Origin of the sequence: Xenorhabdus thailandensis, assembly GCF_037996785.1 — a bacterium.
Lineage (GTDB): Bacteria > Pseudomonadota > Gammaproteobacteria > Enterobacterales > Enterobacteriaceae > Xenorhabdus > Xenorhabdus griffiniae.
The window spans coordinates 669,654-689,457 of record NZ_JBBMXF010000012.1; the positions used below are offsets into that span (position 1 = coordinate 669,654).

At 42.9% G+C, this 19,804-nt stretch carries 13 protein-coding genes and 2 pseudogenes; 5 read left to right on the forward strand and 10 right to left on the reverse strand.

What is annotated here, in order from left to right:
- The first annotated feature begins 200 nt into the window (after positions 1-200).
- From pncB to AAC853_RS13310, 4 genes are all read left to right on the forward strand, one after another.
- Complete coding sequence (gene pncB / locus AAC853_RS13295; RefSeq protein WP_338882713.1) at positions 201-1,415, forward strand: nicotinate phosphoribosyltransferase; 1,215 nt, start codon at positions 201-203, stop codon at positions 1,413-1,415.
- 209 nt (positions 1,416-1,624) lie between these two features.
- Complete coding sequence (gene asnS, locus AAC853_RS13300; protein WP_338882714.1) at positions 1,625-3,025, forward strand: asparagine--tRNA ligase; 1,401 nt, start codon at positions 1,625-1,627, stop codon at positions 3,023-3,025.
- A gap of 307 nt (positions 3,026-3,332) precedes the next feature.
- A complete protein-coding gene (locus AAC853_RS13305) occupies positions 3,333-4,445 on the forward strand; it encodes a porin (RefSeq protein ID WP_340614816.1) in 1,113 nt (370 codons plus the stop codon).
- 242 nt (positions 4,446-4,687) lie between these two features.
- Entirely contained in the window at positions 4,688-5,878 is a 1,191-nt protein-coding gene (locus tag AAC853_RS13310; RefSeq protein ID WP_189759284.1) for an amino acid aminotransferase, read from the forward strand.
- 75 nt (positions 5,879-5,953) lie between these two features.
- Here AAC853_RS13310 and AAC853_RS13315 read toward each other — a convergent pair whose 3' ends face one another.
- From AAC853_RS13315 to cmoM, 8 genes and pseudogenes are all read right to left on the reverse strand, one after another.
- Positions 5,954-6,586, reverse strand: coding sequence for an MBL fold metallo-hydrolase (locus AAC853_RS13315; RefSeq protein WP_340614817.1), 633 nt, complete (start codon positions 6,584-6,586; stop codon positions 5,954-5,956).
- 45 nt (positions 6,587-6,631) lie between these two features.
- Complete coding sequence (gene mepK / locus AAC853_RS13320) at positions 6,632-7,180, reverse strand: peptidoglycan L,D-endopeptidase MepK (protein ID WP_340614818.1); 549 nt, start codon at positions 7,178-7,180, stop codon at positions 6,632-6,634.
- A gap of 450 nt (positions 7,181-7,630) precedes the next feature.
- The gene (ldtD, locus tag AAC853_RS13325; protein WP_340614819.1) at positions 7,631-9,349 is read right to left on the reverse strand and encodes a L,D-transpeptidase; all 1,719 of its coding nucleotides are present in this window, start codon (positions 9,347-9,349) and stop codon (positions 7,631-7,633) included.
- A 264-nt stretch (positions 9,350-9,613) separates the two neighbouring features.
- A complete protein-coding gene (gene aphA / locus AAC853_RS13330; protein ID WP_338882718.1) occupies positions 9,614-10,327 on the reverse strand; it encodes an acid phosphatase AphA in 714 nt (237 codons plus the stop codon).
- Between the two features lie 171 nt (positions 10,328-10,498).
- Positions 10,499-14,958, reverse strand: a pseudogene (gene mukB, locus AAC853_RS13335) (chromosome partition protein MukB).
- Positions 14,955-15,677 (reverse strand): chromosome partition protein MukE, encoded by a 723-nt coding sequence (gene mukE / locus AAC853_RS13340; RefSeq protein ID WP_340614820.1) that lies wholly within the window; start codon positions 15,675-15,677, stop codon positions 14,955-14,957. The pseudogene mukB and the gene mukE overlap by 4 nt, the downstream one beginning before the upstream one ends.
- Positions 15,658-16,979, reverse strand: a pseudogene (gene mukF, locus AAC853_RS13345) (chromosome partition protein MukF). The gene mukE and the pseudogene mukF overlap by 20 nt, the downstream one beginning before the upstream one ends.
- Positions 16,976-17,761: a tRNA uridine 5-oxyacetic acid(34) methyltransferase CmoM gene (gene cmoM / locus AAC853_RS13350; RefSeq protein WP_338882721.1), complete on the reverse strand. Its 786-nt coding sequence runs from the start codon at positions 17,759-17,761 to the stop codon at positions 16,976-16,978. Before cmoM ends, mukF begins: the two are co-directional and overlap by 4 nt.
- A gap of 168 nt (positions 17,762-17,929) precedes the next feature.
- Here cmoM and elyC point away from each other — a divergent pair, with 168 nt between their 5' ends.
- Complete coding sequence (gene elyC / locus AAC853_RS13355) at positions 17,930-18,757, forward strand: envelope biogenesis factor ElyC (protein WP_338882722.1); 828 nt, start codon at positions 17,930-17,932, stop codon at positions 18,755-18,757.
- 96 nt (positions 18,758-18,853) lie between these two features.
- On the opposite strand, the gene kdsB is transcribed toward elyC, so the two are convergent.
- Positions 18,854-19,603, reverse strand: a complete 750-nt coding sequence (gene kdsB, locus AAC853_RS13360; protein ID WP_338882724.1) for a 3-deoxy-manno-octulosonate cytidylyltransferase — start codon at positions 19,601-19,603, stop codon at positions 18,854-18,856.
- A gap of 3 nt (positions 19,604-19,606) precedes the next feature.
- Positions 19,607-19,786 carry a Trm112 family protein gene (locus tag AAC853_RS13365; RefSeq protein ID WP_099133267.1) on the reverse strand — a complete coding sequence of 60 codons (180 nt, stop codon included), beginning with the start codon at positions 19,784-19,786 and terminating at the stop codon, positions 19,607-19,609.
- Positions 19,787-19,804: the final 18 nt, after the last annotated feature.

Below are 19,804 nucleotides of genomic sequence, written 5' to 3' on the forward strand. Positions count from 1 at the left end.
CATATTAGTACTTTCGTGCTAATTGTCATCTCATATCTCATTTAACATGATATTATCTATAAATGGATTAACCTTAATCTTTAGATTCGGGAAAATATATGCAGTTATATGGCTTCAATAACCCAATAATCACGGTATACTCTCCCGACTTTATCGATTTAGCTGACACGAATATGCTCCGCGAGGATGCCTGACGCGCCATGACTTTAGACGCTACCCCGATTATCAAATCACTGCTTGATACAGATGCCTATAAGTTTCACATGCAGCAAGCAGTGTACCACCATTACAACAATATTCCTGTTGTTGCAGAATTTCGTTGTCGTGGTGATGAACTACTCGGAGAATACGCCGAGCCATTACGCCATCAAATTGATATGATGGCAGACTTAGCATTAACAGAACGCGAAGTCGATTATCTTTCTCGTCTCCCGTTCTTTAAAGAGGATTACCTGAACTGGTGCAAAACATTTCGTTTTAATCCTAAACAAGTCGACGTTTCTGTTACCCATGAAGGGCAATTAACTATCCGCATTTCCGGTTTATGGCACGAAGTGATCTTGTGGGAAGTCCCCCTGCTTGCCCTGATCAGCGAATTGGTCCATCGTCATCGCTCACCTGAAATAACACCTGAAGATGCCGTTATTCAGCTGAGAAAATTGATTGAGCTGTTTTACAAAGACGCTGCAGAAAAAAATATCGATCTATCTGGTTTTAAATTAATGGATTTTGGTACTCGCCGTCGTTTTTCATACGCAGTGCAATATGCCATTATCAATGAGCTAAAAAATAACTTCCCTTATTTGATTGGAAGTAGTAATTATCAACTGGCAGAACAGCTTAATCTTTCGCCTCTCGGTACACAAGCCCATGAATGGTTCCAGGCTCACCAGCAAATTAGTCCAGAACTTGCCAATAGCCAGAGAGCAGCACTGCAAACCTGGCTGAACGAGTATCCAAATCAATTGGGCATCGCCCTGACTGACTGTATTACCATGGACGCTTTTCTGCGAGATTTCGATAAATCGTTGGCAACGGCTTACCAAGGCTTGCGTCATGACTCAGGTGATCCTATTGAATGGGGTGAAAAAGCCATAGCTCACTATCAATCACTCGATATTGATCCCATGACGAAAACATTAGTGTTTTCCGACAGCTTAGATCTGCAAAAAGCATTAACACTGTATCATCACTTCCATAAGAGAATTAATGTCGTTTTCGGTATTGGCACACGACTAACCTGTAATATTCCGGGTATAAAGCCACTGAATATTGTGATCAAATTGGTGGAATGTAATGGTAAACCCGTAGCAAAACTTTCTGATAGCCCCGGAAAAACCATTTGTGAAGATGATGAATTTGTCAATAGGTTACGTCGGGCGTTTGACCTTCCCTATATAGAGAAGGTGGTATAGAAAAAACGGCATAACTGGCTAATTATCTTTTGCGTAACCAGCTTTATGCTGGTTACAGCAACTTTTCCCTCTGTTTCCTCATTAAGACCCGAAATTTCCTCTTGTTTCCTGAGAGATGACAAGTAAGATAGAACAATCAGCTCCCTAATTAAGGGAGTATTTGGTAAATCTATCTAGTTATTAATTCACTATATAAAAGAGAGAAATTTATGAGCGTAGCGCCTGTAGTCAATGTACTGCAAGGCCGGGTTCCGGTTGACAACGAAGTCACCGTTCGCGGTTGGATACGTACAAGGAGAGATTCTAAAGCTGGTATCTCATTCCTCGCCGTCTATGACGGTTCCTGCTTTAATCCATTACAGGCCGTCGTTAATAATAATTTACCTAATTATCAGGATGAAATATTACATTTAACCACGGGTTGTTCTGTCGAAATCACCGGTACAGTGGTGGAATCGCAAGGTAAAGGTCAGGATTTTGAATTGCAGGCCACTAAAGTTGTTGTTGTTGGCATGGTTGATGATCCAGATACTTACCCAATGGCGGCTAAACGCCACAGTATTGAATACCTGCGTGAAGTAGCTCATCTTCGCCCACGCACCAATTTGATCGGCGCAGTGGCTCGTGTTCGCCATACACTAGCCCAAGCCCTACATCGTTTCTTCCATGAAAAAGGCTTCTTCTGGGTATCCTCGCCGCTTATCACCGCATCAGATACAGAAGGCGCTGGCGAAATGTTCCGCGTTTCTACTTTGGATTTGCAAAACTTGCCACGCACGGATAAAGGCGAAGTGGATTTCAGCCAAGATTTCTTCGGCCGTGAAGCTTTCCTTACTGTATCCGGTCAGTTAAACGGTGAAGCTTATGCTTGTGCATTGAGCAAAATCTATACCTTCGGACCCACTTTTCGTGCAGAAAACTCCAATACTAGCCGTCACTTGGCAGAGTTTTGGATGGTTGAACCAGAAGTGGCTTTTGCTGATCTGAATGATATTGCCAAGCTCTCTGAAGACATGCTGAAATATGTTTTCAAGGCCGCATTAGAAGAGCGTGCTGATGATCTGGCTTTCTTTGCAGAACGAGTTGACAGCGAAGTTATCACCCGTCTGAAAAAATTTGTTGATTCAGATTTCGTTCAGTTGGACTACACCGACGCGATAGAAATTCTGGAAAATTGTGGTCAGCAATTTGAAAACCCTGTTTTCTGGGGTGTGGATTTGGCATCAGAGCATGAACGCTATCTGGCAGAAAAACATTTCAACGCGCCAGTGATCATGAAAAACTATCCAAAAGACATTAAAGCCTTCTATATGCGCATGAATGATGATGGTAAAACTGTTGCAGCGATGGATGTGTTGGCTCCAGGCATCGGTGAAATCATTGGTGGTTCCCAGCGTGAAGAGCGTCTGGATAGGTTGGATCAGCGTATGGAAGAGATGGGACTGAATAAAGAAGATTATTGGTGGTATCGTGATCTGCGCCGTTATGGCACCGTTCCTCATGCTGGTTTCGGTTTGGGCTTCGAACGTCTGGTCGCTTATGTTACTGGCGTTTCCAACGTTCGTGATGTTATCCCGTTCCCACGGACACCAAGAAACGCAAGTTTCTAACGAATACGATTAATAAATAAGCTAAAAACCAATCCTTTAAAAAGCCAGCGAAAGTTGGCTTTTTTTGTTCATGTCGAAAAGCACCCGAAAAAAGTTCCCTGATATTTACATTTTGAAACATCTATTTTCATTTTATTACTGATTCTGTACTTTTGTAGCACTTTGAGGGTAGATAAAATTCATTACCAATGGAACACTGATCGCCGACTAATAAGACACTCGATACCCGCAAATAGTTCCAAAATTTTTTAGTGTTCTATTTCTGGCAGTGGCAGGTGTCTAGATAACACCAATGAGGGTAATAATAATGAAACGCAATATTCTTGCAGTGGTAATCCCAGCTTTGCTGGTTGCTGGTACAGCAAACGCAGCTGAAATCTTTAACAAAGATGGCAATAAACTGGATTTGTACGGTAAAGTGGACGTTCGTCATCAGATCGCAGACAAAAAAAGCGGTGAAGACGGCGATGATTCCTACGTACGTCTCGGCATTAAAGGTGAAACCCAAATCTCTGATCAACTGACTGGTTTCGGTCGTTGGGAATACAACATCCAATCTAATCGCGCAGAAGGTAAAGACGAAACAACCAAAACCCGTTTGGCTTTCGCTGGTTTGAAATTCGCTAACTACGGTTCACTGGATTATGGCCGTAACTACGGCATAAACTACGATATCAACGTATGGACTGACGTGCTGCCAATTTTCGGTGCTGATTCCATGGCTCAGAATGACAACTACATGACTGCTCGTGCTACTGGCCTGTTGACCTACCGTAATAGCGACTTCTTCGGCCTGGTTGATGGCTTGAACTTTGCCCTGCAATACCAAGGTCAAAATAGTGATCGTACTAAGAATAATCGCCCTTATGCTAATGCAAACGGTGATGGCTATGGTTTCGCCACTACCTACGACGTAGGTTATGGTATCACTGTTGGTGGTACTTACGCGAATTCGGCTCGTGCAAATAATCAGCAAAATGATGGCGCTGCTAAGGGTGAACGTGCTGAAGCATGGAACGTCGGTGCTAAATACGATGCTAACAACGTATACTTGGCTGCATTGTACGGCGAAACCCGTAATATGACTAACTTCACTGTTCCTGTTGGTCAATCCATAGGGAAAGGCACTTATACTGCAAACAAAACTCAGAATATTGAGTTAGTTGCGCAATACTTGTTCTCTGACTTGGGCCTGAAACCAGCTGTAGCTTATGTTCAGTCTAAAGGTAAAGATCTGGGTGAAGGTGAGAGACGCTATACCAGAGATCTGGTTAAATATGTTTCTTTAAATACTTCTTACTACTTTAACAAAAACTTCTCTACCTATGTTGTTTACAAAATCAACTTGCTGGACAAGAACAAAGGCGGAGACTCAAACGCTCGCAACGTACTTGGTGTTGGCCTGACTTATCAGTTCTAATTACTGTTGATAAATTATTTAGCGAAACGTTAATCGATTTATCCCAGGAAAAGCAGCGCATCAGCGCTGCTTTTTACATTTTACCTCCCTGTTTTTTCAGGCTCTTTTTTTCACTCCGTAAACTACTTCACAAGATTTTATTCTTTTTGCTACAAGTAGTTGGCAAATAGATTTCTTAAGGTTACCCTGAGCAGCGTACCACTTATTTTGGGCTTAACTCTCCGAGTCTTGGAATCAAAAAAATGTTTGAAAAAATCACAGCAGCGCCTGCCGACCCGATTCTTGGTTTAGCGGATAGCTTTAAAGCAGATCCCCGTGAAAATAAAATTAACTTGGGTATCGGCGTCTACAAAGACGAAACGGGTAAAACTCCTGTTCTAACTACTGTTAAAAAAGCAGAAAAGTTCCTGCTGGAAAACGAAACTACCAAAAATTATCTGGCAATTAGTGGATTACCTGAATTTGGCCGCGTCACTCAAGAACTGCTTTTCGGCAAAAACAGCCCTATCGTCACTGACAAACGCGCCCGTACTGTACAAAGCCCCGGCGGAACGGGTGCACTGCGTATTGCCGCTGACTTTATTGCTAAGCAGACCAATGCAAAACGTGTCTGGATCAGCAACCCAACCTGGCCAAACCACAAAGGCGTTTTCTCCAGTGCTGGCTTGGAGATCCGCGAATACAACTATTACGATGCAGAAAGTCATGCCTTAGATTTCGAAGGCATGTTGGCAAGTTTGTCTGAAGCACAAGCAGGTGATGTTGTTCTGCTGCATGGCTGCTGCCATAACCCAACGGGTATTGATCCAACCGCTGAACAGTGGCAGAAACTGGCAGATTTATCTGCTGCAAATGGCTGGCTGCCCGTATTCGACTTTGCTTACCAGGGCTTTGCCAAAGGGTTGGATGAAGATGCAGAAGGCCTGCGTATTTTTACCAGAAACCACAATGAGCTAATCGTTGCCAGCTCTTATTCCAAAAACTTTGGGTTATACAATGAGCGTGTTGGTGCCTGCACCATCGTTGCAACAGACAGCGATACCGCAGAAAAGGCATTCAGCCAGGCAAAATCCATTGTGCGTACCAACTACTCTAACCCACCGGCGCACGGTGCTTCTGTTGTGACGACCATTCTGTCCAATGATGATCTGAAAGCAGAATGGATTCAGGAATTGGCAACCATGCGTGAACGCATTCAGCGTATGCGCCAACTGTTTGTGAATACCTTGCAAGAAAAAGGCGCGAAGCAAGACTTTAGCTTTATTAGCACGCAAAATGGTATGTTCTCATTCAGTGGATTGACTAAAGAGCAAGTTGATCGCCTGCGTGAAGAGTATGGTATTTATGCGGTTAGCTCTGGCCGAATCAACGTAGCGGGTTTGACACTGGAAAATATGGTTCCTCTGTGTGAAGCTATCGTTGCAATACTCTGAGTTTCTCAAAAGCCGCTGACAAAGCGGCTTTTATCTTCTTTACATCATCTTATACGGCAAGAAAGACGTTTGCGATTAATCCTGTAAAAATGGATTGGTTTTTCGCTCATATCCTAATGTTGACATTGGACCGTGACCGGGTATGAATTGATACTCGTCCCCCAATGGCAATACTTTTTCCTTAATAGATTGAATCAATTCATCATAGTTTCCGCCCGGAAAATCCGTGCGACCAATACTGCCCTTAAACAATACATCCCCCATTGAGATGATTTTGTCGGTGTGGTTAGCAAGGATAATATGCCCCGGTGTATGCCCCGGACAGTGCAAAACGGATAACTCAATACTGCCAATTTTTAGTGTATCCCCTTCATCTAGCCAACGATCGGGCGTAAAAGAGGGGCATGGTTCAACACCAAACATTTGACATTGAATTTCCAAGCCTTCTATCCAAAAAGCATCCCCCTTATGTGGCCCGTAAACAGGCACATCAAAATGCTGCGCGACTTCGACAGTAGCACCAACATGATCATAGTGACCATGTGTCAGCAAAATTTGGGTGATTTTCAGCCCACGTCGCTCTATTTCAGCGATAAGTTGTTCAGCATTACCGCCAGGATCAACAATTGCCGCTTCCTGAGTTTCTTCACACCAAATCAATGTGCAATTTTGCATCGCCATCGTAACGGGGATAATGTGGTATTTCATTATACTGTTTCACTCCACAATCAAGACTCATTGTTGGTAATAAGATTACCACGTCCTGACCGGGCCTGTATCAATATGAATAAAATTACTCTTTGGATAAAACCCTACTCCCCCTGCCCGCATTTTCAATGCAGCCTTACGAATATGCGTAAGCTGAACACCATCAATGTGAAAATCCATGGCTTGTCCACGGGTATGATAACTGTGTTTTGCCACGCCACCACTGGTGTGACGCAACATATTATTTGTTGCCAAAGAACGATAACCCGAAACTAATTGAACATGTTTATTTATTCCCATCAGCATTTGCAATAAATAAATTTGATCAAATAATTTCGGATCAATGGTTTTAACCTTATTTTGCCGAAAATCGCGGAATAAATAATTCAGGCGGGCTAGTTCTGATTTATTATACCGATGACCATCAAAGAATTCGGCTTTGAGTGTTTCTCCGGTATGCAAGTTATCAAAACGTAAAACTCGAGGGCGTGGCGTTGTCAATGCAGCCAAAACCGATTGAGGCAATAAGCCTAATCCCAATGCGGCCACACTTATACCGAGCCACTTTCGGCGATCGTGGTCAATGTTATTCATGGATAATATGCCCTGCTATTCTTTAATATATTAATACTGTCTAAATGTATTTATAACTCAACTTAATCGACTAATAAGACATCATAAAATAAAAGATAGTTTCAATTATTTTTGTATTTTACTGTAAATTTACCACCTTATTATTGTGATCTACCTAACATAATTAAAATCACATTAAATTTATTGTCAACTACAAAATCACTCATTAAAAATGAACCATAGTAAAAAATACTTTAAAAATAATAAGTAATAAAGAATAACAGAGAAGAAAATATTATTTTCTTCTCTGTTTATACGCATTAAACTTCAAGCTGCAATTTACAACACGATATGAAACCTGATTTCTCCCCGCTTCGCGGGGAGAAATTACATGCATCTTGAAGTGAGATTGGTATATATAAATATCAACGCCAATTTTATTGCTTTAATTCTCATTGGTAACAGAAGAAGTTATAAATCATTTCTGGCTACTAAAATCTTGTAAAGTGACTCTGAATGCTGTCTTGCATTCATATCATAATCATAGATATCATCTCGGTATTGTGGTTTCCTTCCTTCATCAACCCACGCAGTTTGATAATAGAGGAAAACCGGGATTTTTTTGGGAATATTAACATATTTTGTTGACCATGTTTTCAATGAACTATTAACTTTAGTTTTATCCCAACCTGCGTCTCCCAACAACATATTAGCCAATTCAGAAGCCTTATTGACTCGTACGCAACCAGAACTAACAGCCCGCATTTCTCGGCTGAAAGCAGCTTGATTAGGTGTATCATGCAAATAAATAGCTTCTGAATTTGGCATATTGAATTTAAAACGCCCTAAAGAATTAGTTGGGCCTGGTGCTTGCCTGATACGATACGGGAAATTGCTCGGTGTTATTACGCCCCAGTTAATCGATGAAGGATCGACAATTTTGGCATCATTGCTCCAACTGGAAAAAATCGTATAACCACGCGTACGAAAATAACCAGGGTCACGCATTGCCCTTGGTGCAATATCTTTTCTAGTCATGCTGGTTGGGACATTCCACGGAGGATTGATTACCACATTATTTAATTCACTACTCATGATAGGTGTTTTTCGACTGGGGCGTCCAACAACCACTTTAGAACTTAGCACTTCTTTACCATCTAAATAATAGAAAAGTGAGTAATTCGGAATATTAACTAAAATACTTGTAGGAATATCTCCAGGAATAATCCGTAGTCGTTGGATATTCAATGCCATAATACTAGCTCGGGTTTGTGGAGTCGTATTTAACCATGCTTTAGTGGATTTACCGATAACCCCATCAGCTGACAATCCGTGCTGAGCTTGAAAATGTTTTACAGCCGCGGTTAATTCTCTATCATAAACTCTATTATCAGATTTGGCAGCAGATAAATCCACTATGTCTGAACGAGCCAATATTTTCCTTAATGCAATGACACTTTCACTACTTTGTCCGGGCCTTAGCGTTCCTTGAAATGAAAACCCAGTCCATGGCCGTTGATCAGCCAATTGGATCATCATCTCCTTACGCATATTTTCATACATAGGATGAGTTGGTGATAAACTCACAATATAAGAAAAAATACTATTTTTATTGATATGTTGTTGCCACGTATTAATTAAATGGGGCGGAGGTAATTCAATTTTATAAGGGGATTGACTATATAACCATGAACTCCCTTTTTTATCGACATTATTAATAAAGTGGAGATAACCTAACATAGCATCAGATAAGATAATATCACGTCCCATTTCACTTAATTCAGGAGTATGAAGTTGTATCAGCCATTTTTCAAATTGAGGCTGAAAACCCGCTAACGATATTTCAACTAATTGATTTTCAAAATGATTAATGGTTTTCTTATCTGACCACAACGGTTGCATTTTATTGTTAGCATATAAAGTTGCTAACTTATCACGAAATATCGGTTTTATTTGTTGTGGCAACCAAATCTGTAATTGCTTTCGACTTTCGTCAATAGAAATCACTGAAGGAATAGGAACTATCTTATCAGTTAAAATAACAGGATCAGCGTCTTTTTGTTCTGCTGGTAATTGCTGCATAACACTCGATGATAATCCATTTTGTTGATTTGCAAAGGTTCCTTCTGATACCACCAATGTGCTACAGATAAAAGAAACTTTCAGTAACCTGACCGTGTTCTTCATCATAAGAGTTCACCTCACCTTATTATGACTCAGCTATCCAATAACTTATTATAATTATCCGCAGATCTATTTTATCAGAAAGAATATTGGTAATTATATACATAATTACTATTTAAGATAGTATTTCCACCTAATCAAATGAGATCTCACCAGGTAAAATAAAACCTAATAAAATTTTTATCATAATAATTTAAATTTTAATGACTTAAAAAAAGAAAAGGCACCTTTAGTGCCTTTAATTAAAGTATATTGTGTTGAATTTTAAGATTAATACTCAGAATTAATGACAACTTCTTCTCCAAAGCGACCCGCTTTAGGCAGGGGCTGATAAGACGAGTTTGATGCTCTCAGAATGCGGATCCCACGAATATTCAATGCGCGAGCGGCAGCAATATCAGTATCTGCATCGCCATAATAAATCTTCAAGTTATGCTCTTTCATCCAACGAATTTTGTTATTTTTACCTGGTTCATCACCCGTAAAAATAACGGCATTCATTTTATCGGCTGGAATATGTAAGTCTTCCTGTAAGTATTTAGTCACCGCCTCTGTCTTAGTTTTTGTACGTGCAGTAATGAAATAAATATTATCACCCCGCTTTAAGTGCATCTGAACCAATTCAATACCGATCTTTTTGGGCATACTGAATTTATCCCATTCATTATTCATTTTTTCCCAAAATGCCGGATTTTTCAGATAACTATTATCATTAGGTGAGTATTCCGATTTACCACGATAAAAACCTGGACTTGAAAACAGTACGGTATCATCGATATCAAAACCTACCGCCATGGCTGGTTGGTTTTGTAGGCTTTGCTTAATCTGCTCTACGGATACCCAATGTACCGCATGACGTTGAGCCAAATCTGCCACAGAAACACCTGAAGCAACTTGCTCAGGCATAAATATTTTTGCTTGTGCCATGCTGTTCAAACCAAAAGCAAGCACAATTGTACTAAATAGCAGGGTAACTTTACGCATCGTTATTCCTTTTTCACATTAGTAGTAACGGTGCGAAATAGTAAACTTTATCACCACATCAAAACGAGACATACCGCACAAGGAGACAAATATCCAAACAAGTTCTATCCCAATTAAGAAAGAGGGCATAATACGCCCCCTTCTTAGAAGAAATATCATTCAATGATAAAGTTATTCTTGCAATACAGGTTGCACCTGTGTTTGTGATTGCCCAGTCACCGGAATATCTTGCCCAAAACCACGCAGCCCAACAACATGCACATGTTCCTGGTTATTGAAAATCTTACGTACCAATTTATAAGTTGTCCCTTTTTCTGGACTGATATTTTCCGGTGCAGCAATAATTAACTGCATATGCAAACGTTCACATAACTCAAACAGCGTTGCAATGGATTTCGCATCTAATCGAGCAGCTTCATCAAGGAACAGCAGTCGGCATGGAGAAATATCTTTACCACGCAGCCGACGTGATTCTTCTTCCCAGCTCTGTACAACCATGACCAGAATGGACATCCCCGTACCAATCGCTTCTCCGGTAGAAAGTGCCCCACTTTCCGCTTTTAGCCAGCCATCCGAACCTCGGTTGACTTCAACTTCCAGCTCAAGGTAATTGCGGTAATCCAGTAATTCTTCACCGATAGTCTGAGGCAAACGCTGTCCTATATCGATTTGCGGGTTCAGGCGCTGATAAAGTTTTGCCATCGCTTCTGAGAAAGTCAACGCTGGCTGTTGAACAGATCTTGATGCTGTTCCTGCTGTTCAGAAAGCACATCCAACAACAGGGAATGACTTTCACGCACATTCACATTCAGGCGCACACCACCAACCTGTCCAAAAGAAACCGCCTGCAATCCCTGATTCAGCATACGAATGCGATTCTGTTCACGTTGAATGGTTTTGCGAATGATATTTGCCACGCTCTTGGAACTGATTGCCAGTTTCTGCTCACGAGCGGTTAGTTCTTCCGTCAAACGCGCCAATTCAATTTCCATCTGTTCAATGGCATCGACTGGATCATCCGTCGAATAATATCCTGCCGGATACGTTCACGCAGATGCTGATAAACGGCCACAAAGAACTGAATTTTACGCTCAGGACGTTTTGGATCTTCGGATAAACGCACGCATCACGTAGATGTTCATTATCCGCCACTGCCAGACGCAATGCCCCCAATGCTTTATCCGACATTGAACGTAAGCGCATCACCATCCATATAAGCCAGTTCACGACGATGTAAGCGACGTTCAACGCCATTGTCTTTCACCATACGCATAACGGCACACCAGCCCGCTTTGGAAGAAACCACCTGCTCACGTTTCTGATAATAATCACGTTCAGATTTCCGCAGTTTTTTCTGGAGGTTTTCCATTTCCGCTTCACAGAAAGCGATCTGCTTCTCAAGCTGGTTGACTCGGGAACGATTAGTACTTCACGCCGCATGAAGCTGATCACGGCGTTCACGGGCACGGCTTTCGGCGTTAGCATCTGCCTGGACACCAATATCTTTCAGCTCCTGCTCAAGTTCTTTTAACATGTCTTGCTTGGTGTCATAAGAACTTTTCAGTGATGCCAAGACTTGGTTAAATTGCGCACATTGTGCTTGCTGCTGACGCAATTTTTCACGCGCACGGCTGCGATCAGATTCTGCGTGTTCAAGGCGTTGGCGCAATTTGTCGTTCAAGTCGGCATTTTCGTTAAGCATACCGGCAGAGTCGCTGTAGCTGAAATGCGCACGACGCTGTACAACTTCCGTCAAGGCAAAGGTTTGTTGTTTAGCCTGATTCTGGCTCTGTTTCAGCGGTTTCATAATCCTTCTGCAACTGCTCATGTTGCTGTGGATCACTTTGCAAAACCGAAACCAACGGTTCAAGTTTAGCCAACGCATTACCGTGTTGTTGCAGGAAACGAGCCGCTTCCTGAGCTTCACTCATTTCTTCACGGACGGTTTCCACGCGATCAAACAGGGTTTCATCCAACAAAATCGTCATTTGTGGAATCAGGCGATTTAATAGTGACAGGCTCTCTTTCACCTGAACCAGCTTCTGCTGATGTTGTTGAGCCTGGGTTTCAAATTGCGATAACTCACGCTCCAATTCGTGTACGACGCTGACTCAGACGACGAATTTCTGCTTCTGGATCATCATCAAACACAACAGAAAGGTGTTTACCGACAAAACGACTGAAAGCCTGATGCGCACGCTGAATTTTTGCACATCAAACGAAAGTGTCGCGTAACGCTCTGCCAGAGTATCACGCTCCAGACTGAGTGCTTCCAGACGATTTTCTCGCTGCCCGCCCAAATAATGGAACTTCAGGATAGCGGGAATAACGCCATTGGCGATCGGATGATTTCACCAGAACCGCATTTTCCTGCTCTTCAAAATGGAAGACGCTGTCATCAAAAGATTGTGGATCTCCTTCAATTAAATAGAGATCTTCCGGGCAATCTTCCAATGTTTCCAGATGTGGACGAAGTAGTGAGAGATCAGGCACGACAATTGCGTGACGTGCAGGACCATACAGTGCGGAGAAATAAGGTGCATCGTCAATGGTAATGTCGTCATAAATTTCAGACAATAAAACACCACCAAAACGCTCTGCCAATGCGAGCAATCGGCTATCTTCGGCACCACTTGGTTGGCTCAAACGTTCAATCTGTTTTTCCAGTTCGCGTTTCTGTGCAGCAATATCATCACGTTCGACTGTAATTTCACGCTCTTGCTCAAGCAATTGCTGCATATATTCAGTCACATCGTGACTATTTTCGAATGTTTCATTGCATTGTTCACTCAGCTGCTCCAGGCTTCCTGTGCCGCCAACCACACGGGTGCCCGTGCGGTCAGCCCTTGAATTTTTTGCTTGAGCTGTTCAAATTCTTGACGTATTTGAATACGACGTTCACCACTTTCATTGGCGCCCAGGCTCAATTCTTCCAACTGAGCTTCCAGTTCACCCCGTAACGCCTCCAGGTCTTCTGCCTGATATTGCTGATTATGACGCTTACAAAACTCTTCCAACAAACGTTCTGCATTTTGCTGACTGTTCAGGCGTTGTTCCAGTTCGGCCAACTGGATACGCAAAGGTTGGACGCGCTCAGCCAGATGACGCTGGGATGGCCATTCACGCAATGCTTCACGAGCAGCTTGCCAGGCTTCACTACGGCTTACTTCACCAATAATACTTTTTACCAGTTGGTAAGCCTGCTCAAACTGACTATGCGCTGCGTCAGCAACGCTCAATTTCTGTTCCAGCGCCAGCAACGTCTCTGTCGCTTGCTGCGCTTTGGCCTGATAGGTTTCCTGCCATTCGTCGGCATTTTCTATCGACAGTTCGGGAAGCTGGCAAAGTTCACGGGCACGTTCTAATGCTTGCAATGCTTGCTGGTATTGAATAGCGCGAGTTTGCTGTACATCCAACGCTTGTTGGTAGTCAGCCAGCTGGCTTTTCAGTTCATCAACTTCTTGTTCTGCCGCTTCACATGTGGCTTCATATTCCGCCTGCAGATCTCTCGCCTCTTCTACAACTTCGCTCTGCTCTTCCAGTCGGTAGGTTAGCTCTTCAATATCAGACTGGTAGCGATCGATTTTTTCCTGCTGACGCATCGCCGTTTGAACCAGATTCAGGTGATCACTGGCCGCCTGATAATCCATTTCTAAATCAGAAGAGGCTCCGCTTTGTTCCGCCAGTTCCCGCGCCATTTCAACATGGCGATATCGTTCAGCGACCAGTTGGCGGCGGCTGCCAAATAATTCACTACGCAAAGCCAGTGCCTCATCCAGATGAACGCGACGTTCGTTGGCATGACGCATATAGTCAGCAGACACATAAGCCGTAGCTTCTGTGATAAGGTGCTTGAAAAGATCACGGTCGGATTGGGTGACACGGATAGCTTCCAACGTAATGCGATTTTCACGCAATGCGGCTTCCATATCCTGAAATGCTTTTCTGACGCCGCTGTTTTCCGGTAACAAGTAATCACGCAATGAGCGGGTAATCGCACTGGAAATTCCGCCATATAATGATGCTTCTATCAGACGATAAAACTTGCTGCGGTCACTCGCTGAACGCAAACGTTTTGGGATCACACCCAAATCAAACATCAGGGCGTGGTAATCGGTAATCGAGTTAAATTGTTTGAACTGAACGCCTTCCATCTTATCAAGGCGTTCCTTTAGTTCATTTAACGGCAGCACCCGCGCCTGACGTTCGTTGATATTGTCAGTCAATAGCTGCGTTGGCTGAATCGACGCAGGAACGCCCTGAATCATAAAGGGTTTAATATCAACTTTTCGATCACGTCCTGCGACTTGCTGTAAACGGACTCCGGTGATGATCCGTTGATGACGTGAATTAACCACGTCCAGCGTGGAGTAGCAAACACCTGCCCGCAACTTACCGTGCAACCCTTTATCACGTGAACCTGAAGTTGCCCCCGCTTCTGTCGTATTGCGGAAATGGAGCAATGTTAAATCAGGGATCAATGCAGTGACAAAGGCTGCCATTGTGGTTGATTTACCAGCACCATTACCGCCGGATAACGTTGTCACAAGTTCGTCAAGATCAAACGTTCTGGCAAAAAAACCATTCCAATTAACTAACGTCAGTGAGCGAAATTTACCACGTTCAATCATGACTGCTCATCCTCCGTACCTTCTGCTGAATGCCCTGATGCTTCTTCATGTTCATTATCTTCCTGCGATGTTTCCCTTTCTACTGGCATGGCTTCACCATCACGGATCATCCGCAATTGTGCCTCGCGTGGGTCATCACCGCTGCGTACATCTGCGCCGAAGCGAAATACCGCTTCAGTAATCGTAAATTTATTACTGTCGTTTTGCAGGAAATAAACCATACCCAGACGGCGTAAGCGGTTTAAAGCTGTACGCGCTTTTTCCTGCAATTTTTGTTTATCCAAATCTGAACCAGTCGAACGTTGGTTCACTAATTTCATCAGCTTATTTTCGTCTGCCAATGACAATAATTCTTCGTACAGTTCCTGAAAGGTAAATATCCCCTGATTGGACAGGCGCTCTGGGCTAAGGTAAAGGTAACATAGGATTTTACCCACCATCATATCCAATTCAGACAGCACAGAGCGCGGGATCAGCGTCGTTGAACGGGGACGCAGGTAGAAAAAACCTTCTGGTGCACGGATTAACTCGACGTTATAACGCGCATAAAACATTTCCAACTCTTCCTGAAAATCCATCAGAAAAGCATGATTATCAAGATCATCCAGACTAATATGGCGCCCTGCGCGCAGTTGGCTGTCTAATTCAGGGAAAAGTGTATTGGATAATGCCTGAGCCAGTTTTACTGGCATAAATTGTTCAATATGTGTCGATGACATGTGCCTGTACCTTGGCTCCGTAATCATTAATCGCTAACCATTCCGCTGGCAACCCAGAGAAATCCGCTTCTGCAACCCCCAACCTACTGCCTGATCCACCAAAATACGTGCCACATCAAAATGACGTTTACGTGGATGTTGGACAAGGTAGTCGCGCAGTACAGCTCCCAAATCCAGAGGAAGTTTTGCCTGCTGGTAAACCACCAGCGCCTGCTCTATCATTTCAGCTAATTGTTCATTGATTTCACTAAACTCTTCGTATTCCATTTCTGGCGGTAACTCACCCATTACCTCTTCATTACGCAGAGTCAGCTCTTCATCACGCATATCCAAAAAACGTTCTGCGTTAGCGACTGTCAGTGCCCACGGACTGTCAAAATAGTGTTGAATAGATTGACGAAGACGCTGGGCAAAAATGCGGTTTTTATCCATATCAATGGCAGTTCGGATAAATTTGTGAACATGGCGGTCATAACCTATCCACAAATCAATGGCTTGTTGCCCCCAACTGATAATGCGATCCAGTTTGCTTTGCAAATCAAAAACCAGTTTATCGACCAACTCAGAACCGCCGCTGTCCATATTCGCGGCTTGGATGCGTAATAGATTCGCCTGCAATTTATCGCCCGCCGCTTCTAAAGTATCCTGAAGTTCCCGCAACGTGCCGGAGGTTTCGGACAGCAGTTGCTCACAATTAGCGATGGCCGCCTGCCAATCCTGATTGAGTAGTGCGGCGATATCAGTTTTTACGCTGTTTTGCTGTTCATCCATCAAGCGCTGGGACATATCGATACTGTCAAAAATTTCAGCGACGGAATATTTGAGAGGAACAAAAACATTGCGGTGCCAATGTAATTCATCGCCCCCTTCTTCGGCTGCCTCTGCTGCCCGATGCAATTCGTTAGCAACGATAGATAACTGCATAGAAAGACGCAACGTGGAGAATTCACGCTGGCGGATGTAATAATCACTGATACCAATTCCCAGTGGAGTCAGGCGATAAATGGCATTGCCATCCGCTAATTCACTGGTAAAACGGTTAAGTAACTTCTGGCGAACCATATCGTTAATGGCATTATTCGCCCTGACAGATACCGTTTCTGAAGTCTGCTCAAAACCTTTACAGACTTCACGAAAGGCATCCACCAGCTCCCCTTCACTCATTTCACCATCAAGCCGTTCACTGTTTAATACGGCAATAGCCAACAAAAAAGCCAACCGTTCTGGTGGCAACGAAATTGAAAAATCGTTTTTTCTGGCCCAAGACACAAGTTCAGGAACCGTCTGGGAATATTCACTCATAATTCGCTCTTTAAGGTAGGCTTGCGTGCCATCACATGAATATAACGCCCCAGGCTGATATAAGGTTCCTGTCTGCAATAACGCTGTTCAAGTTCAAGCAACGCTGGGAAATCTGTGTCTTGTAATTGACGACTTTGCAGGTAATCATGAAAAACTCTCACACCTGTTTTACCTGTTATTTCCATCTTAAATTCAGTTAGCCATTGATATACCTGTTCTGGTATTAATGGATTTTGTGGTGATAGAGAACGTTTTCGACGACGCTGAATATTAGGCGTCGCCAAATGAAAATTACCCAAGATGGCGTTACGCATGACCAACCCATTTGCATTATAAAACATTAATGAAAGTGCACCACCGGGCGTTATCATCTCTTCCAATGTTTCTATTACATCTTTTTGGTCGGTGATCCATTCCAAGACAGCATGAAATAAAATCAGATCAACGGGCTGTTTAATATGCTGGTGAATTTCCTGTACCGGGCTTTGGATAAATTGCATCTGATCGAGAACATCCCGCTCTTCAGCGTTATGTTTCGCTCTCTGAATCATCTCCTTTGATAAATCACAAAGTATGACCTGATGTCCCAATTCAGCTAATTGGCAGGCCATATTACCTTCACCGCCCCCTGCATCCAAAATGCGCAAAGGACGTTGAGGCAAATGATTCAGCAATTCGTTAATATCCTGCCAGACAACGGCTTGCCTGATTTTACCTTTGGTTGTGCCGTAAATATTACGCGAAAATTTGTCTGCAATATCATCGAAATTGCGATCCCGCATGAAAAGCCGCCTCATTTATAAGCTAAGTTTAATTTATCTATTGAGTAATGATGTTATCTACTGCTATTTTTACTACTGTTATTTTGGCACAGTAATCATTTAATTAACTACTTTTAGCCTTAAACTCGCCCTCATAAGATTATAGTTTAACCAACTCAAGGCCAATCAATGTTATTTCTGTTAAAAAAATATATCGGCTCGCTATTAATGCCTTTGCCGTTGATTATTATTGTCTCTTTTGCCGCCCTGCTATTACTATGGTTTACCCGTTGGCAAAAAACAGGGAAAGCCATTTTATCACTCAGTTGGTTGACATTACTTTTATTTAGTTTACAACCTATTGCGGATAAACTCTTACTCCCTGTCGAGGGAAAATATGTTCAACGCTATGAACCAGACACAACACCTACCACTCCCATAAAATATATTGTGGTTCTTGGCGGCGGTTTTACTTATAACCCCCACTGGGCTCCCAGCGCCAATCTTATTAGTAACAGCTTGCCCAGAGTGACGGAGGGGATTCGGTTATATCGTCTCAATCCTGGCGCTAAAATGATTTTTACTGGCGGTAAAGGCGTTAATGTCATTAGCAGTGCCGAAATTGCTGCTATGGTAGCACAATCTCTGGGAATTCCTGTAGAAGACACGATAGCATTAAAAAAACCCTTAGATACAGAAGAAGAAGCTGCTGAAGTTGAAAAAATCGTCGGACAACAACCTTTCATTCTTGTCACTTCTGCCAACCATATGGAACGATCTCTCAAGTTTTTTGCACAACGAGGCCTGCATCCCATTGCGGGTCCTGCCAATCAATTAGCCGTTACAACACCTCTATATTCGTGGGAAAAATACCTTCCTTCTTCCTACTATTTATCACACACTGAGCGTGCCTGGTATGAGACATTAGGCCACATCTGGCAGGCTATTAAACCGGTAAGTCAGGATATACGTATTGAACAATCAAAAGACCTTCAACCAAAAGAGGGTGAGAAATAACATCAGAATTAGCAGTGAAGTGTGACGAAAAAAGAGAATGCCGTATAAACGTTACGGCATTCTCTTTTAAATTTCACCCGATTTCAGACAAGAAGATCAGAGTGTGGCAAAAACTTTTCTGACGGCTTGTAGATCTTCCGGTGTATCAACCCCTGTACCAGGCGCTTGTAGGGCTTTTGCTACATGGATCTTTTCACCGTACCAAAGCACCCTTAATTGTTCGAGCATTTCGATACTTTCCAAGGGGCTTGGTGACCACTGGATATAACGTCGAATAAACCCCGCCCGATACGCATAAATTCCAATATGGCGCAGGAAATGCTCTCCAATAGACTCTGTTGATTGCATAAAGCGATCACGTTCCCATGGGATCGTAGCGCGAGAAAAATAGAGGGCATAACCTTGCGAATCCATCACAACTTTGACAGCATTGGGATTAAATGCCTCTTCTGCATCCTGGATCTGCACGGCAAGTGTTGCCATTCCTGCATCGCTGTCAGCTAAATTATCAGCCACTTGTTTGATGATCTGTTCTGGGATAAGGGGTTCATCACCCTGAACATTCACAATAATTTCATCATCAGCGAATTGGTATTTATCGATAACCTCAGCCAAACGCTCTGTACCTGAATGGTGATTTTCACGTGTCATGCAAGCCTCACCGCCTGCGGCAATGACTGCATTAAACACTTCTTGATGATCCGTTGCCACAATAACCCGATCAGCACCAGAACGGACAGCCCGTTCCATCACACGCACAACCATTGGCTTACCATGAATATCAGCCAATGGTTTTCCAGGTAAACGGGTTGAGGAAAAACGTGCCGGAATGATAACGGTAAACATGGGTTATTGATTTTCCTCTGTAGGCAAGACACGTGCTTCATTCTCTAGCAACACAGGAATGCCATCACGGAAGGGAAAAGCGAGACGATCAAACTTACAAATCAGTTCAAAGTTTTCTTTATCATAACTGAGCTTGCCATGACATAGCGGACAAGCAATGATTTCGAGTAAACGGTGATCCATATATCCCCCATCAAATTT

Excerpts from the sequence above, each read along its gene's own strand:
- asnS (WP_338882714.1), top strand. The coding sequence starts at position 1,625 with ATGAGCGTAGCGCCTGTAGTCAATGTACTGCAAGGCCGGGTTCCGGTT.
- AAC853_RS13310 (WP_189759284.1), top strand. The coding sequence starts at position 4,688 with ATGTTTGAAAAAATCACAGCAGCGCCTGCCGACCCGATTCTTGGTTTA.
- kdsB (WP_338882724.1), bottom strand. The coding sequence starts at position 19,603 with ATGTTTACCGTTATCATTCCGGCACGTTTTTCCTCAACCCGTTTACCT.
- AAC853_RS13365 (WP_099133267.1), bottom strand. The coding sequence starts at position 19,786 with ATGGATCACCGTTTACTCGAAATCATTGCTTGTCCGCTATGTCATGGC.
- aphA (WP_338882718.1), bottom strand. The coding sequence starts at position 10,327 with ATGCGTAAAGTTACCCTGCTATTTAGTACAATTGTGCTTGCTTTTGGT.
- elyC (WP_338882722.1), top strand. The coding sequence starts at position 17,930 with ATGTTATTTCTGTTAAAAAAATATATCGGCTCGCTATTAATGCCTTTG.
- mepK (WP_340614818.1), bottom strand. The coding sequence starts at position 7,180 with ATGAATAACATTGACCACGATCGCCGAAAGTGGCTCGGTATAAGTGTG.
- AAC853_RS13305 (WP_340614816.1), top strand. The coding sequence starts at position 3,333 with ATGAAACGCAATATTCTTGCAGTGGTAATCCCAGCTTTGCTGGTTGCT.
- mukE (WP_340614820.1), bottom strand. The coding sequence starts at position 15,677 with ATGTCATCGACACATATTGAACAATTTATGCCAGTAAAACTGGCTCAG.
- ldtD (WP_340614819.1), bottom strand. The coding sequence starts at position 9,349 with ATGATGAAGAACACGGTCAGGTTACTGAAAGTTTCTTTTATCTGTAGC.
- pncB (WP_338882713.1), top strand. The coding sequence starts at position 201 with ATGACTTTAGACGCTACCCCGATTATCAAATCACTGCTTGATACAGAT.
- AAC853_RS13315 (WP_340614817.1), bottom strand. The coding sequence starts at position 6,586 with ATGAAATACCACATTATCCCCGTTACGATGGCGATGCAAAATTGCACA.
- cmoM (WP_338882721.1), bottom strand. The coding sequence starts at position 17,761 with ATGCGGGATCGCAATTTCGATGATATTGCAGACAAATTTTCGCGTAAT.